The organism is Pseudomonas sp. H1_G08, from assembly GCF_054681355.1.
Map to the genome: position 1 here is coordinate 3,156,181 of NZ_CP162822.1, position 15,883 is coordinate 3,172,063.

At 61.1% G+C, this 15,883-nt stretch carries 15 protein-coding genes and 1 pseudogene; 3 read left to right on the forward strand and 13 right to left on the reverse strand.

Translation table 11 applies throughout. From position 1 onward, the window contains the following. Positions 1 to 218: 218 nt before the first annotated feature. The 8 genes and pseudogenes from murB to AB4N85_RS14320 all read right to left on the reverse strand — a co-directional run bounded on the left by murB (position 219) and on the right by AB4N85_RS14320 (position 7,076). Positions 219 to 1,238: a UDP-N-acetylmuramate dehydrogenase gene (gene murB / locus AB4N85_RS14285; protein WP_095181616.1), complete on the reverse strand. Its 1,020-nt coding sequence runs from the start codon at positions 1,236 to 1,238 to the stop codon at positions 219 to 221. Further along, a complete protein-coding gene (locus AB4N85_RS14290) occupies positions 1,235 to 1,699 on the reverse strand; it encodes a low molecular weight protein-tyrosine-phosphatase (RefSeq protein ID WP_076563814.1) in 465 nt (154 codons plus the stop codon). The genes murB and AB4N85_RS14290 overlap by 4 nt, the downstream gene beginning before the upstream one ends. A 3-nt stretch (positions 1,700 to 1,702) precedes the next feature. Continuing rightward, positions 1,703 to 2,464: pseudogene (gene kdsB, locus AB4N85_RS14295) on the reverse strand (3-deoxy-manno-octulosonate cytidylyltransferase); the annotation flags it as partial. Further along, entirely contained in the window at positions 2,461 to 2,646 is a 186-nt protein-coding gene (locus AB4N85_RS14300) for a Trm112 family protein (protein ID WP_003179363.1), read from the reverse strand. The pseudogene kdsB and the gene AB4N85_RS14300, both read right to left, overlap by 4 nt. A gap of 23 nt (positions 2,647 to 2,669) precedes the next feature. Next, entirely contained in the window at positions 2,670 to 3,680 is a 1,011-nt protein-coding gene (gene lpxK, locus AB4N85_RS14305; RefSeq protein WP_252868095.1) for a tetraacyldisaccharide 4'-kinase, read from the reverse strand. Beyond that, positions 3,680 to 4,108, reverse strand: coding sequence for an ExbD/TolR family protein (locus AB4N85_RS14310; protein ID WP_041479458.1), 429 nt, complete (start codon positions 4,106 to 4,108; stop codon positions 3,680 to 3,682). Before AB4N85_RS14310 ends, lpxK begins: the two co-directional genes overlap by 1 nt. Beyond that, complete coding sequence (locus AB4N85_RS14315) at positions 4,105 to 4,740, reverse strand: MotA/TolQ/ExbB proton channel family protein (RefSeq protein ID WP_016771007.1); 636 nt, start codon at positions 4,738 to 4,740, stop codon at positions 4,105 to 4,107. The genes AB4N85_RS14310 and AB4N85_RS14315 overlap by 4 nt, the downstream gene beginning before the upstream one ends. 101 nt (positions 4,741 to 4,841) lie before the next feature. Continuing rightward, on the reverse strand, positions 4,842 to 7,076 hold the full coding sequence (locus AB4N85_RS14320) for a DNA internalization-related competence protein ComEC/Rec2 (RefSeq protein WP_252868096.1): 2,235 nt from the start codon (positions 7,074 to 7,076) through the stop codon (positions 4,842 to 4,844). A gap of 136 nt (positions 7,077 to 7,212) precedes the next feature. Here AB4N85_RS14320 and AB4N85_RS14325 point away from each other — a divergent pair, with 136 nt between their 5' ends. Continuing rightward, positions 7,213 to 7,731, forward strand: coding sequence for a DUF2062 domain-containing protein (locus tag AB4N85_RS14325; RefSeq protein ID WP_039760200.1), 519 nt, complete (start codon positions 7,213 to 7,215; stop codon positions 7,729 to 7,731). Between the two features lie 139 nt (positions 7,732 to 7,870). Here the strand turns inward: AB4N85_RS14325 and AB4N85_RS14330 are convergent, their stop codons facing one another. The 4 genes from AB4N85_RS14330 to AB4N85_RS14345 form a co-directional block, all read right to left on the reverse strand. Beyond that, complete coding sequence (locus AB4N85_RS14330; RefSeq protein ID WP_056788203.1) at positions 7,871 to 8,650, reverse strand: ABC transporter permease; 780 nt, start codon at positions 8,648 to 8,650, stop codon at positions 7,871 to 7,873. Next, positions 8,647 to 9,579 (reverse strand): ABC transporter ATP-binding protein, encoded by a 933-nt coding sequence (locus AB4N85_RS14335; RefSeq protein WP_460064798.1) that lies wholly within the window; start codon positions 9,577 to 9,579, stop codon positions 8,647 to 8,649. The genes AB4N85_RS14330 and AB4N85_RS14335 overlap by 4 nt, the downstream gene beginning before the upstream one ends. A 133-nt stretch (positions 9,580 to 9,712) precedes the next feature. Next, positions 9,713 to 10,336 (reverse strand): glutathione S-transferase family protein, encoded by a 624-nt coding sequence (locus AB4N85_RS14340; RefSeq protein ID WP_252868099.1) that lies wholly within the window; start codon positions 10,334 to 10,336, stop codon positions 9,713 to 9,715. Between the two features lie 43 nt (positions 10,337 to 10,379). Then, complete coding sequence (locus AB4N85_RS14345; RefSeq protein WP_252868100.1) at positions 10,380 to 11,039, reverse strand: transglutaminase-like domain-containing protein; 660 nt, start codon at positions 11,037 to 11,039, stop codon at positions 10,380 to 10,382. Positions 11,040 to 11,286: 247 nt separating this feature from the next. Between AB4N85_RS14345 and AB4N85_RS14350 the strand changes: the two genes are divergently transcribed. Both AB4N85_RS14350 and AB4N85_RS14355 read left to right on the forward strand, forming a co-directional pair. After that, positions 11,287 to 13,734, forward strand: coding sequence for an acyl-CoA dehydrogenase (locus tag AB4N85_RS14350; RefSeq protein ID WP_252868101.1), 2,448 nt, complete (start codon positions 11,287 to 11,289; stop codon positions 13,732 to 13,734). 73 nt (positions 13,735 to 13,807) lie between these two features. After that, on the forward strand, positions 13,808 to 14,215 hold the full coding sequence (locus AB4N85_RS14355; protein ID WP_039760212.1) for a PA2817 family protein: 408 nt from the start codon (positions 13,808 to 13,810) through the stop codon (positions 14,213 to 14,215). A gap of 635 nt (positions 14,216 to 14,850) precedes the next feature. Here the strand turns inward: AB4N85_RS14355 and AB4N85_RS14360 are convergent. Then, positions 14,851 to 15,849, reverse strand: coding sequence for a LysR family transcriptional regulator (locus AB4N85_RS14360; protein WP_024013940.1), 999 nt, complete (start codon positions 15,847 to 15,849; stop codon positions 14,851 to 14,853). Positions 15,850 to 15,883 lie beyond the last annotated feature (34 nt).

The following is a 15,883-nucleotide window of genomic DNA, read 5'->3' on the forward strand; positions in this document are numbered from 1 at the left end:
GGTCGAGCAATCTGCCGCCGGAAAATCAGCGGTGGGTTCGCGCAGATCGACTCAGGCTAATCAGGCTCTCTTGCGCCGACGGGAACGTCTGCACCGGGCCTTTGGGTGGAGCAAATGGTAGGTATCGTTAGGTCGCTAAGTTAACCCAGCATTAACAAAAAAGCCCTGCACTTTTTTCATCAGTGCAGGGCTTTGGATGGCGTCAGGCAAGCGTAGCCTCAATACCGATTGGGCTCCATTTCCAGTTCGACATGGAAGCGCTCGGCGATGTCTTTCTGGATACGTTGCGCCAGGTCGAGCAGTTGCGGGCCGGTGGCCGTGCCGTAGTTGACCAGCACCAGCGCCTGCAACTTGTGCACGCCGGCATCGCCATCGCGAAAACCCTTCCAGCCGGCGCGTTCGATCAGCCAGCCAGCGGCCAGTTTCATCTGCCCGTCCGCTTGCGGGTAAGCCACCAGATCCGGGTGCTGCGCTTTGATCTGCGTGACCACAGCGGCAGGCACCAGCGGATTCTTGAAGAAGCTGCCGGCATTGCCGAGCACCGCCGGGTCCGGCAGTTTTTCGCTGCGGATGCTGCAGATGGCGCGGCTGACATCGGTGGGCGTCGGCTGCTCGATGCCCTGCTCGCTCAGGCGCTGGCGCACCGGACCGTATTCCAGATGCAGGTGCGCTGCGCGATCAAGCTTGAAGCGCACCCGCAGAATCAGCCAACGTCCCGGCTGCTGCTTGAACAGGCTGTCGCGGTAGCCGAAATTGCAGTCTTCCAGACTGAAATCACGCAGCTCGCCGCTCTCGCGGTCCAGCGCGGTCAGGCCAGCAAACACGTCCTTGATCTCGACGCCATAGGCGCCGATGTTCTGCATCGGCGCGGCGCCGACGGTGCCGGGAATCAGGCTGAGGTTTTCCAGCCCGGCAAAACCCTGGGCCAGCGTGTGCTGCACGAACGGATGCCACGGTTCGCCCGCTTCCGCCTCGACCACCACGCGACTGCCATCATCGCTGAGCACGCGGATGCCGCGCGTGACCATGCGCAGCACCAACGCCGGAATATCCGCCGTCAGCAGCAAGTTGCTACCGCCGCCGATCACCAGCAACGGCACGTCATGGGACGCGGCATAGGCCAGCGCTTCGCGGACATCGTCATCGCTGTGGGCTTCGGCAAACAGCTGCGCGCGCACATCGACGCCGAACGTATTGAAGGCCTGCAACGATACTTGCGGTTGGACCTGCAAACTCATAAACGGCCCTTCACTTCGATCAGCAACTGGTCGCAGGCCGCTTCGATCAGATCCAGCACCTGCTCGAAACCCTGATCACCGTCGTAATACGGATCCGGCACTTCATCGACCAGCCCGGCATAACGACGCAGGAACAGATCCAGCTCGGCCCTGCCGGTGGACGGCTGCAAGGCCTTGAGGTTGCGCAGATTGCTGTTGTCCATGGCGAGAATCAGGTCGTAGCTGGCGAAATCGGCCCGGCTGACCTGCTGCGCGCGTTGCGTCGACAGGTCATAACCGCGCAGTTTCGCCGCCGCCTGGCTGCGCTTGTCCGGCGGGTTGCCGACGTGCCAGTCACCGGTGCCGGCGGAGGCCACTTCGACCACATCCGCCAGCCCGGCTTCACGCAACTTGTGGCGCAACACGCCTTCGGCGGTGGGCGAACGGCAGATGTTGCCCAAGCACACAAACAGAACGCGCATCAGGCCCCCCAGCAGGCGACGAACCCGCTCAAGGTCTTCGACGGTGTCGACACCGGTCGGCGGCGCGATCAGCGCGTCGGCAACATGGATACGCACGCCGTGCCACAAGGCACGCAGTTGCTCAAGGGATTCGGTGTTTTCCAGCCAGCACGGCCCCCAGTTCACGAAGTCGTGGAGGAACCCGGCGCGATAGGCATAAATACCGATGTGGCGACGATAGGGCACGCCTTCCGGCAGCTGCTCGCGGCTCTTGGCAAATGCATCGCGTGCCCAAGGCAAGGTCGCGCGGCTGAAAGTCAGGGCCAGACCGTTGATATCGCTGGAAACCTTCACAACGTTCGGGTTGAACAGGGTTTCCACGTCTTCGATCGGCTCGGCCAGCGTGGCCATGCGCGCTTCGGTATGGGCAGCAAGGTTGGCGGCGACCTGGTCGATCACGCTTGGCGGAATCAACGGCTCATCGCCCTGGACGTTGACCACGATCGCATCAGGCGCAAGACCGAGTTTCGCTGCGACCTCGGCCAGACGATCGGTGCCGGAATTGTGATCTTCACGGGTCAGCACCACTTCGGCGCCGAAGCTTCTGCAGGCCTCGACGATGCGCGCATCGTCAGTCGCGACAACCACACGGCTGGCGCTGCTTTTGCTCGCCTGTTCCCAGACATGCTGGATCATCGGCTTGCCGGCAATATCCAGCAACGGCTTGCCCGGCAGACGGGTCGAGGCGAACCGCGACGGGATGACAACGGTGAAGGCTGTGGTCATTTATCCAGGCGCTCGTCGGTGGTCAGGGTGCGCGCTTCGCTTTCCAGCATCACCGGGATGCCGTCGCGGATCGGGTACGCCAGACCAGCGCCCTTGCTGATCAGCTCGGTCTTGTCGGCACTGAGCTTGAGCGGGCCTTTGCACACGGGGCAAGCGAGGATGTCGAGCAATTTGGTGTCCATGAACATTCCCAGAAATAAAAGAGTTAAGGCAGCAGACGATCCGGCAACAGGCGCATCAGCTGAGTGTCGAACCAGGCCACGAAGGCTGGCGACGGCACGGCATCGACCGCCAGATACCACCAGTCGGCAGCAGCAAAGGCACGGCACTTCACCGCGTCCTTTTCGGTCATCACCAACGGCAATGACGGGGTGAAATTCAACGCCTGCACGCTGTACTCGGCGTGGTCGGCGAACGCATGGGCGATCGGCCGCCAGTCTAGCGCTTCGAGGGTATTGAAGAAACGTTGCGGATTGCCGATCCCGGCCACCGCATGCAGCGCTTGCCCGGGCGGGAAATGCTCGAGCGACTGACGCTTGCCGCTGCGCAGATTGACCAGCGCGGTAGGTTGCAGGCGGAAGGCGAAACCATCGTTGCGATCATCAAGGGCACCGTTGAACAGTACGCCATCGACACTTTGCAGGCGCTCGACCGGCTCACGCAACGGCCCGGCCGGCAGACAGCGCTGATTGCCCAGTCCGCGCGCGGCATCGATCAGCACCAGTTCCAGATCCCGCGCGAGGCGATAATGCTGCATGCCGTCGTCAGACAGAATCAGGTCCAGCGGCTCACTGGCAATCAAAGCTTTGACGGCGGCGCTGCGATCAGGATCGATCATCAGCGGCACGCCGGTGCGCTGGACGATCAGCAGCGGCTCGTCACCGGCAACCTCGGCGCTGTGCTCGGCCTCGACCCGCCACGGCAGGTGCGGCGGTTTGGCGCCATAACCGCGACTGACCACGCCAACGCGCAGTCCACGGCGTCGGCAATGCTCAATCAGCCAGAGAATCATCGGCGTCTTGCCGGTGCCACCGACGGTGATATTGCCGACCACGATCAGCGGCACGGGCGATTGGTAGATCTCACCTTCACCGTCGAGAAAGCGCTGACGCTTGTTGATCACCACGCGGCGATACAGCATTTCCAGTGGCCGCAGCAGCGTCAGGGCCGGATGCCCCTGATACCACGCGGCGAGCAGGCGATCGGACAGGCTCATCAGGATTTCGGCGCCGCCTCGACCGTGGTCATGCGCAGATGGCTGAAACCGAGCTTGCCGGCCGCGTCCATGGCGGTGATCACCGATTGATGCTGGGCCTTGCCATCGGCACTGATCGACAGCGGCATGTTGGTGTCGCCGTTGGATTCTTTCTGCATGGCTTCCATCAGCGTCGGCAGATCATTCTTCGGCAGAATCTTGTTGTTCACCGAGAACACGCCTTCGGCACTGATCGCGACGTCCAGCTGTTTGACCTGCTGATCTTCGGCGGGCGAACCGCTGACCGCTTCCGGCAGATCCACGCGCAGCTGGGTTTCCCGAGTGAAAGTGGTAGTCACCACGAAAAACAGCAGCAGGATAAACACCACGTCAATCAGCGACGCGAGGTTGATGTCCACGGTTTCCCGGGGCTTGCGACGGAATTTCACGCTTTGCCCTCGGCCAGATCGACATCACGGTCGCCCTGCACCACTTCCACCAGTTTGATCGCTTCCTGCTCCATGCCGACCACCAGCTCGTCGATACGACGTTGCAGGAAGCGGTGGAAGAACACCGCCGGAATACCGACCATCAGGCCCGCAGCGGTCGTGATCAGCGCTTTGGAAATACCGCCGGCCAGTACCGAGGCATTGGTGGTCATGCCAGAGCCGGTGAAGGCACTGAAAATATCGATCATGCCCAACACGGTGCCGAGCAGGCCGAGCAGCGGCGCCATGGCGGCGATGGTGCCGAGGGCGTTGATGTAGCGTTCGAGTTCATGAATGACCCGCGCGGCGGCCTCTTCGATGCACTCTTTCATGATCTCGCGACCATGCTTGGAATTGGCCAGGCCTGCGGCGAGGATTTCCCCCAGCGGCGAGTTGGCGCGCAATTCCTTGAGTTTTTCCTTGTTGAGCTGCTTGTCCTTGATCCAGACCCAGACCTGACCCAGCAGATGCTCGGGGGTGACGCGACTGGCGCGCAGTGTCCACAGGCGCTCGGCGACGATCGCCATGGCCGCGATGGAACTCAGAATGATCGGCAACATCATCCAGCCGCCGGATTTGACCAATTCCCACACAGTGACAGTCCCCTCGAAAAAGTGCGCCACTTTACCATACCGATCCGCGATTAAGACCCGCCGCCCCGACGACCGTGAGGTGGCACCCATGCTGGCACCGATCAACGGCCCGGGACCGGCGGATCGCGCCAGAAACGCCGCTGTTGCCGCATCGTCCACGGCGGCTTGAAGCTGCCCAGTTGCAAATGAATGGCACCTTGTTCGGCGCTGTCGTAGATGCGCAGGCCCTGTTTGCGATAGCGCGCCAGCACGGTTGGATGCGGATGACCGAAGGAGTTGCCGTGGCCACGGGAGATCAGCACCGCTTCGGGCTGCAAGGTTTTGAGCAGGGCCATCGACGATGAACTGCGACTGCCGTGATGGGGCGATTGCAGCCACTGCGTCGGCACGGCCAAGGCGCTGTCGAGCAGGACGCGCTCGGCATGAGTGTCGATATCGCCAGTGAGCAGCAGGCGTTCGCCGTTGGCTTCGATCTGCAACACACAGGAACGCTGGTTGCTGTCATCTGCCGCCGACCATTGCCAGAGCTGGAACCGCACGCCGTCCCACTGCCATTGTTCGCCACTTGCGCAGGCTTCGGCGTTCAGCTCCGGCGGCAGGTTTGGCGGATCGCCGCTGACCACGCGGTGCACGTTCAATCCACGCATGACCGCCCGGGCGCCGCCAGCGTGATCGGCGTCAGCGTGGCTGAGCAGCATCAGGTCGAGCTGTTGCACGTTGAGTTTGCGTAACGCTGGCAACACCACTCGTTCGCCGATATCGAAATCGCCGAAGCGCGGGCCGGCGTCATAGAGCAATGCGTGATGTCGCGTGCGCACAAAAATCGCCAAGCCTTGGCCGACGTCGATTTGCCAGACATCGGCTCGCCCTTCCTCTATTCGCTCTTGAGGCGGCAGTGCCAAGAGCAACAGCAGCGGCCAGCCCAACGGACGCATCGGCACGCCACGGGGCAACAGCAATAAAATCGCGCCAAGGCTGCCCAGGACCAACGCCCACCATGGAATGGCGGCCGGTATCCACGCCGGCCATTGCCCGGCAATCAGCGCCAGCCCGATAAACAGCCAGTCGATCAAACCACCGGCCAGCCACAACAGTCCTTCGCCAACATAAGGCACGGGCAGCAATAGCGTGCCGAGCAATGCCGGCGGCAGCACCACGAGGCTGACCCACGGAACGGCCAGCAGATTGGCTACAGGCCCGCTGACGCTGATGGGCAAGCTCAGCGCCAGCAACACCGGACACAAGCCGATCGCGATCAGCCACTGCGCGCGGGTCCAGGTCTGCCACCAGCGCCAGGCCCCCAGCCGCCCGCCGAAAGTGAAGATCAACACTGCCACCGCCGCGAAGGACAGCCAGAAGCCGGGACGCAAACTGGCCAGTGGATCAAGCAGCAGCACGCCATTGAACGCCAGCAATAACGGCCACCACGCGCCGAGATGGCGAAAACGCAGCCGCCACAGCAGCACCAGCGCCACCATCACGCAGGCGCGCTGCACCGGCACATCGAACCCGGCGAGCAAGCCGTAACCCAGCGCCGCCGCGAATGCCAGGCCACACGCCCACGGCAACCATGGCCAGCGCACCGGCCAGATTCCGAAACGCGCCAGCCCGGCGACCAGCAGATACATCACAGCCGCCAGCAAACCGATGTGCTGTCCGGAGATCACCAGCAAATGCACGGTGCCGGTGTCTTGCAGAATCTGCCAGTCCTCGCGACTCAGCCCCGAACCGTCGCCAAGCACCAGCGCCGCCAGCGCGCCCTCGCGTCCTTGCGCATCCACCGCCAGCAGGCGTTGGCGAACGCCGTCGCGCCATGCATGCCGAGCCTCAGCCAAGCGCTGGCCATCCTTGATCGTGCCGGTTGCGCCGATCCGTTGCGCCAGCAGCCAGGCCTCGTAGTCGAAGGCGTGCGGGTTGAGCAGGCCACTCGGGCGCTTCAACTTCACCGCCAGTCGCCAGCGCTCGCCGCTGTTGACCGGCGGCCCGGCGTACCAGGCCAGGCGCAGCAGCGATGGCAGTTTTTCGTGGCGTGAGCGCGCATCAGCCAGCTCGAAACGCACCACGCCATCGCTGTGTTGCGGCAAACCGACCACGCGCCCTTCGAGCCAACGGGTTTCGCCGTCGAGGCTCGGTGGCAAGCGGTCATTTAGCGCCCACTGCGCGCCAACGCAGGCCCAGGTAAAGCCAAACAGCAAAAACGCCAATGGAAAGCTGCGAAACGGCAGCAACATCAGCGCCACCATTGGCAGCACCAGCAACCAACCGACCGGCGGCAAGGCCGGCAAAAAAACCGGGGCCAGCAGACCGACTGCCAGCGCCATCATCCCTGTGCGCATATGCCCGTCCTTGAGAGTCCCCCCACTAGGCATAGCCGGTCTGCGGCACCACCGTCGTCAACAATTGTCACAAAGTCTGAATGGGCGGTTCGTAGAATCCAGACATACTTGCCGCCTTAACCGACCGAGAAGCCCTATGCCCCGGCGCTTATTCAAACGTTACATGCCCGACCCGACGAGCATCAGGGAACACAAATCCTTACGCTTTCTCGGCACGTTGCTGCATGACCCTAACCTCTGGCATCTCAACCGCCACTCGGTCGCCCGGGCGATGGCGGTCGGCCTGTTTGCGGCGTTCCTGCCGATCCCGGCACAGATGCTAGTAGCGGCGGCATTGGCGGTGATGGTGCGCGGCAATATGCCAATCGCGGTGAGCCTGGTCTGGCTGACCAATCCGATCACCATGCCGGCGGTGTTTTTCTGCACCTACCAGGCCGGGGCGTTCCTGATGGATGTGCCGGCGCGGCATCTGCCGGACGAGTTGACCTGGGAATGGATCAGCGGAGAGCTGTCGACATTGTGGCAGCCGTTTTTATTGGGCTCGGTGGTTGTCGGCCTGGTGCTGGGCGTTCTCGCGTACTTTCTGGTGATGCTGTACTGGCGCTGGTGGGTGGCGCGGCAATGGCGGCGGCGCAAGCAAAGTCGGCAGAAATGAATGCAAAACGGCCTCCGCGATGGGAGGCCGTTTTTTGTTGTGTCTGGGCTGGCCCCTTCGCGAGCAGGCTCGCTCCCACAGAGAACATCATTCCAATGTGGGAGCGAGCCTGCTCGCGAAGAAAGCGACGCGGTCGGGATCAGGTACGCATCCCGCGCCCGCTCACCAGCAACCGCGCACAGCCGAGATACAGCACCACGGTCGCCACCAGCATGAAGGTAATGGCGATGCCGATGCGGATATCCGAGACACCAAGGATGCCGTAGCGGAAGGCGTTGACCATGTGCAGCACCGGGTTGGCCAGCGACACGGTCTGCCAGAACGGTGGCAGCAAAGTGATCGAGTAGAACACACCGCCAAGGTAAGTCAGCGGGGTCAGCACAAAGGTCGGGATGATCGAAATATCATCGAAGTTGCGCGCAAACACCGCGTTGATAAAGCCCAGCAGCGAAAAGATCGTCGCGGTCAGTACCACCACCAGGATGGTCACGCCGAGGTGATGCACCTGCAGATGGGTGAAGAACAGCGACAGGATCGTCACGATCAGACCCACCGCCAGACCGCGCAATACCCCACCAATGGTGAAGCCGATCAGGATCGTGTGCGGTGACACCGGCGAGACCATCAGCTCTTCGATCGAGCGCTGGAACTTGCTGCCGAAGAAACTTGAGACCACGTTGCCGTAAGAGTTGGTGATCACTGACATCATGATCAGCCCCGGCACGATGTACTCCATGTAAGTGAAGCCACCCATGTCGCCGATCTGTCGGCCGATCAGGTTGCCGAAAATCACGAAGTACAGAACCATGGTGATCGCCGGCGGCAGCAACGTCTGCGGCCAGATCCGCATGAAGCGTTTGACCTCGCGGTAGACGATGGTTTGCAGGGCGACGAGGTTGGGACCGAACTCGGAACTCATACCGCCACCTTCGACAGATTTTTCTCCACCAGGGACACGAACAACTCCTCGAGGCGATTGGTTTTGTTGCGCAGGCTCAGCACTTCGATGTTCTGCTGCGCCAACTGGGTGAACAACGACGTGATGCCCATGGATTTGTCGACCTGCACTTCCAGGGTGTGGCCGTCGAGCAAGCGGGCCGGGTAGCCGAGCAATTGCGGCGCCGCGTGCAAGTCGTGTTTCAGGTCGAGCAAAAAGGTTTCCACGTGCAACTGGCCCAGCAACTGTTTCATGCTGGTGTTTTCGACAATGGTGCCGTGGTCGATGATGCCGATGTTGCGGCACAGCTGCTCGGCCTCTTCCAGATAATGCGTGGTCAGAATGATGGTGATGCCTTTCTGGTTCAGCTCGGTGAGGAAGGTCCACATCGAACGGCGCAGCTCGATGTCGACGCCCGCAGTCGGTTCATCAAGAATAAGCAGACGCGGTTCGTGCACCAGCGCACGGGCAATCATCAAACGCCGTTTCATGCCGCCGGACAGCGAACGCGATGGCACATCACGCTTGTCCCACAACCCCAGCTGGGTCAGGTACTGCTCGGCGCGTTCCTTGGCGACTTTCGCCGGAATGCCGTAGTAGCCGGCCTGGGTCACGACGATGTCGAAGGTCTTTTCGAACTGGTTGAAGTTGAATTCCTGCGGCACCACGCCGATCGAGCGTTTGAGCGCCGCCGGGTTCTTGTCCAGGTCATGGCCGAAAATATTCACGGTGCCGCTGGTCTTGTTGACCAGGGTCGAGAGGATGCCGATGGTTGTGGATTTGCCGGCGCCGTTGGGGCCGAGCAAGGCGAAAAAGTCACCTTCGGCGACGTCCAGATCGATACCACTCAAGGCCTGGAACCCGTTGCCGTAGGTTTTGGTTAGCTGCCGGATGGACAGAGCGGAACTCATATCGGATTTACGCACCAAGAAGGAAGGAAAGAAGTAAATAAGGGCGGGCGGCGAGGGAAACAACCGCGGCGCAAGTTCGCAATGGTGCTTGCCGCCGCCGCACAAGTACAGTCAAGTGTGTCGATAGTAATTATCAAGTCAACGCGGTCATGACCGCTTTCTGATAGGCCACACGCTGCTTCAAACGTTCATACCAGGCTTGGAGATGTGGTTGCGGGGCGCGCTCGATGGGCATTTCGAACCAGGCATAAATGAAGCTGCCCAGCGGGATGTCGCCCATGCCGATGTCATTGCCGGAGAGATAAGGCTGGCTGATCAGGGCATGGTCGGCCATGTTCAGCAATTCATCGCATTCCTTGATCGCGGCGTTGATCGCCTTCCAGTCCTGCTTCTCGGAGGGCGTGCGCAGCACACCCCAGAACACCGTGCGAAACGGCCCGGCGAAACTCGACGTGGTCCAGTCCATCCACTTGTCCGCCGTGGCGCGGGCTTGCGCATCCGCCGGATACCAGGCGCTGCCCGGGGCGTGCTTGGCCAGCAGATAGCGAACGATGGCGTTGGATTCCCACAGCACGAAACCGTCATCCTCGATCACCGGCACCCGGCCATTGGGGTTCATCGCGCGGTACTCGGGCGTATCGACCAAACCGAACGCGCCGCCGGCATCGATGGCCTCGTAAGCCAAGCCCAACTCTTCGGCAGCCCACAAGGGCTTTCTGACGTTCGATGAATTTTTCCGTCCCCAGATCTTCAGCATGACCGCCTCTTTGCAAGTGAGTGGACGGCCAGCATACGCCGGATCAGGTGCGACTCAAATCAGTCTGCATGTCGCCCAACAGCACCGGCAGTTGCTCACTGAACAGATGCGGATAGAACTTTTGCAGGTGCTCGAAGAAGAACGTTTCCGGCACATCGGTGAACTGGCCGTGATCGAGCAGATACTCCATCAACTGCGCGCCGTCACGGTTGAACGGGTGAAAAACGCTGTCGTTGACCCCGTCGAATTCCAGCGCTGCGACGTTGAACAGCTCGCACAGTTGCTGGTTGAACGCCGGCGTCGCCTTGACCCAGCGGCCGTCGAGAAACAGCTCGGTGTAGCCATGCATGGCGAATACATCGCTTTTCAGCAGCTCGAGCAAACGCGGCGTCGACAAATGATTGCGCACATCGGCCAGACCGATGCGCGCCGGAATCCCGCAATGCCGGGCACAACCGGCGAGCAGCGTAGCTTTCGGCACGCAATAACTCTCCCCCGCCGCCAGTGCGTAACTGCCGCGCAAGGTTTGCGGATCACGGCTGAAGGTGTAGGGGTTGTAGCGCACTGCCTCACGCACGGCGTAATACAGACTGATCGCCTGCTCACGCGGATGGTTACTGGCGCCGCGATGCTGCTCGGCGAACTCCACCACCGCCGGGTGGTCACTATCGATGAAGCGGCCGGGGCTCAGATACTCGTGCATGACGGCAATCTCCTGGGTAAGCCACGAGTCTAGCGACAGCCTGAGCACAGAGATAACGACGTTTCGGCCAAACCTGAAAGCAAAGCTGCGCAGCAACGAACGATTTCCCACACGTGTTGCCCACCGAACCTACGAAAACCATCCGGGGTTTCCCACGATTTCAATCACCATGCTCTGACCACCCTTGTTTGCAGATGCCGTCTAAGCTCTGGAGGGTCGATTTGCCTTGGTTCACGGAGGACTGAATATGCTGTTGTTGTGGATACTGGTTTTGATCGTCGGCGTGGCGTATCTCGCCCATCGACGCATCGCCCCGCTGCCCGCGTTGGGCATCGTTGCGGCCTATCTCGTCGCCATGGGGATTTTCAGTCACGCGCCGGGCTGGCTGCTGTTTGTCTTCTGGGTCCTGTTGGCGGTGGTCGCCGCGCCATTGTTGCTGCCTGACCTGCGCCGCAAGCACTTCACCGCGCCGCTGTTCAACTGGTTCCAGAAAACCCTGCCACCCATGTCGCAGACCGAACGCGACGCGATCGATGCCGGCACCGTATGGTGGGACGGCGAGCTGTTCAGCGGCCGTCCGGACTGGGACAAACTGCTGTCCTATCCAAAAGTGCAACTGAGCGAAGAAGAACAAGCCTTCATCGACGGCCCGACCGAAGAACTCTGCGCAATGGTCAGCGACTGGCAGATCGGCCAGTCCATGGACCTGCCGCCCGAGGCCTGGACGCACATCAAGGAACATGGCTTTTTCGCCCTGATCATTCCCAAGGAATACGGCGGCAAAGGCTTCTCGGCCTACGCTCACTCACAAGTGGCAATGAAACTGGCGACACGCAGCGGCGACCTCGCCTCCACCGTGATGGTGCCCAACTCCCTCGGCCCTGCCGAACTATTGCTGCATTACGGCACAGATGAACAACGTAATCACTACCTGCCGCGCCTGGCCCGTGGCGACGATATTCCGTGCTTCGCATTGACCGGTCCGCTGGCCGGTTCCGACGCCGGCGCGATGCCCGACACCGGGATCATCTGCAAAGGCCAGTGGGAAGGACAGGAAGTCATCGGCCTGCGCCTGAACTGGGAAAAGCGCTACATCACCCTCGGCCCGGTAGCAACCCTGCTTGGCCTGGCATTCAAGGCTTATGACCCGGATCACCTGCTCGGTGAGGAAGAGGACCTCGGCATCAGTCTGGCGCTGATCCCGACCGATACCGCAGGAGTGGAAATCGGTCGTCGGCACCTGCCGCTGGGCGCCGCGTTCATGAACGGCCCGAACTCCGGCAAGGACGTGTTCATTCCGCTGGACTACCTCATCGGTGGTCAGGAAATGCTCGGCAAGGGCTGGATGATGCTGATGAACTGCCTGTCCGTCGGGCGTTCAATCTCGCTGCCAGCCGTCGGTACCGGTGCGGCCAAGTTCACCAGTCTGGTAACCGGCCAGTACGCGCAGATTCGCGAGCAGTTCAATGTACCGCTGTCCGCTTTCGAGGGCATTCAGGAAGCCATGGCGCGCATCGGCGGTAACGCGTGGATGATGGACGCCGCCCGCATGCTCACCGCCAACGCGGTGGACCTGGGTGAAAAACCATCGGTGCTGTCGGCGATCCTCAAATACCACCTCACCGAACGCGGCCGCGAATGCATCAGCCACGCCATGGATGTGCACGGCGGCAAAGCCATCATCATGGGACCGAACAACTACCTCGGCCGCAGCTGGAACGGCGCGCCGATCTTCATCACCGTCGAAGGCGCGAACATCCTGTCGCGCAACCTGATGATCTTCGGTCAGGGCGCGATCCGTTGCCATCCGTTCGTACTCAAGGAAATGGCCTTGGCCGGTCGCCAGGATAAAGACCAGGCACTCAAGGAATTCGATGGCCTGCTGCTCAAGCACATCGGTTTCGCCGTCAGCAATGCGGCCAGCACACTGGTGCTAAACCTCGGCCTTGGCCATTTCGAACATGCGCCGGGTGACAGGATCAGCCAAGGCTACTTCCGCGCGCTCAACCGTCAGGCCGCCGCATTTGCCATGCTCGCCGACTTCAGCATGATGCTCCTGGGCGGCGAACTGAAACGCCGCGAACGCCTGTCGGCGCGCCTCGGCGACGTGCTGAGCAACCTGTATCTGGCCTCTGCGGCGCTCAAGCGTTATCACGACCTGGATTCGCCGGCGTACATGGAGCCGCTGTTCCGCTGGGCCATGGAAGAAAGCCTCGGCCAGTCGGAGCGTGCGCTGGATGAACTGCTGAGCAACTTCCCGAACAAAGTCTTCGGCTGCCTGCTGCGGGTCATCGTCTTCCCGTTCGGGCGCCGTCACAAAGGCCCATCGGACAAACTCGGCGCCGAAGTCGCTGCGGTCATCGGTCGCGCCAAAGGCGATCCGGCCCTCGAAGAATTGCTCGCCGGCTGCTACCGCCCGCAATCGGCGGACGATGCCGTGGGCGCGCTGCAACACGCCAGCGACCTGCTCAATGCCGCGCAATCGCTGCACAAAAAACTCCACACCGCGTTGAAAAGCGGCCAGGTGAAACCGGCTGCCGGCGAACACGCCATCGATGCCGCGCTGGAAGCCGGCGTGCTGCAAGCCGTCGAAGCGCAAAGCCTGCGCGACGCCGAAGCGGCCCGCCGCAAGGTGATCGACGTCGACGATTTCGCCAAAGAAGAACTGACCCAGGCAGAGGGCAAAGTCCGCTGAACCCGGTTTATGTGAAAAAACGGCGCGAGGGCTTTATACTCCCGCGCCCGTTTTGCTCTTGAGGACTTATCTCGTGTCCAACGTCGTTGCCGATCATCTCGTGTTGCTCGACCACCTGCGCAGTATCCTGGTCGCCGTAGGTGAGGCCGAACAAGTGCCCGAAGAAAGCCATGCCCTGTTCCTCGAGCGCTTCGACGAACTGCTGGCCTCCCTGCCGATCGACCCTATCGAAAGCCAATACCTGGGCCAGGACATCCTCACCCAAGTCATCAGCCGCTACCCGCAAATCGCCCACCTGATCCCGCGCGACCTGCTGTGGTTCTTCGCCGGCGACTGCCTGCACTACCTCTCCGACGAAGAAATCGACCTCTACCAGGCCCTCGAAGAACGCCGCTACGAAGCCGAACAGAACGACGAACCGTTTGACTGGAACCAGGAAAAACAACTGCTGGCCATGTCCGCGCAGGACAGCAAGCACTGATTTTTCAAACGATAATGAAAGGCCCGCACTGGTGATTCCATGCGGGCCTTTTTTTTCAAGATCAAAAGCCCCCTCACCCTAGCCCTCTCCCGGAGGGAGAGGGGACTGACCGAGGTGTTTGGGCGAGTTACGTCGATGTGAAAGTCCGAGTTGAACTCAGGATTTGAAAAGCACACAAATCAGCTCCCTCTCCTCGGGGAGAGGGCTGGGGTGAGGGGAAAATTCACCACAAAAACAGCCAGACACCACCCGCCCCTCACCACTCAAAACAATGAGCGCAAGCTCGAGTACCGCTTTTGATCTTGATTCACAGGCGACGTCGGAAGGCTGAGCGGAGGGATTGATCCGGGCGTGGGAGCGCAGCGACCGTACGACGCAGTCGTACACAGCGAGTGTAGGTGCAGCGAAGCAAACCGTAGCCGCTGCGCCCGGATCGATCCCGCAGCGAAGGAACCCGAGCCTGCGAGGGCCGAACGTAGGAGCTAGCGTTTTTTGCTTACTTTTTTAGGCGCTTGTAAAAAAGTAAGTCGCCGTAAGGGCGAAACCCTAAGCAGCCGTTACCGCAGAAACGGATATTCACCCAAACCACCAGAGCCTGGTCGGCCCAAAGGCCGCCAAGTCCCACCAAAAAAACCTCAAAGCAACCCCTCACTCTCCGGCAGCTCATACGCCACAGCCGCATTGCTCCCACCGGCAGATTTCCCGGGCCTACCCAACGTCGGCTCCTTCTGCAAACACTCCACCAGATAATCAATAAACACCCGCAATTTCGGTGGCAGATAACGCGTCGGCGAATGCAGCAACCACAACCCACCATGATAAGAGGCAAGAAACGTCCAGTCCGGCAACACCTGCACAATCAACTTCTGCTCCAACGCATAACGCGCCGTGAAATACGGCAGACTGCCAATCCCGATGTGCTGCAACACCGCCCCCAAGCGCACACCCGTGTGATTGGCGGCATAGCGCCCACGCACGCCGACCGTCACCGCCTTGCTGCCCTTCTTGAATTTCCAGCGCGCATCGCTCGGCGTTTCGCCCAGATAAATACAACTGTGATTGAGCAAATCGTGAGGATGCGTCGGCGTGCCGTGTTCGGCCAGGTATTGCGGCGTGGCGCAAAGCAAATGATCGATGGTCAGCAACTGCCGCCCGACCAGACCGGCCGGTGGACGATCAGTGATGCGAATTGCCAGATCGACATGATCATCGATCAGATCGACCTGACGATCTTCCAGCAGCAACTCCACATCAACCTTGGGATAGCGGCGCAGAAACTCCGGCATGTGCGGATGAATCACAAAACGCCCCACTGCTTTCGGTACGCTGACCCGCACCAGGCCTTCGGCTTCGTGGGTGAACTGACCGCTTATTTCCATCACCGACCTGGCCGCACTGACCATTTCCTGGCAACGCTTGAACACCTCCTCACCACCATCGCTCAAGCGCAGTTTGCGCGTGGTGCGTTGCAGCAAGCGCGTGGCCAACGCCTTTTCCAATCGGGAAATACTGCGACTGACCGCCGAGGGTGAGGAACCCATCTGCCGCGCCGCTTCGGAGAAGCTGCCGGTCTCGACAACCTTGACGAAAATCGCCATTTCACCCAGCAGCGGCAGCGGAAGATTGATGCTCACGACGCACAAGTCCTTTGATGTTCGAACGGATTAT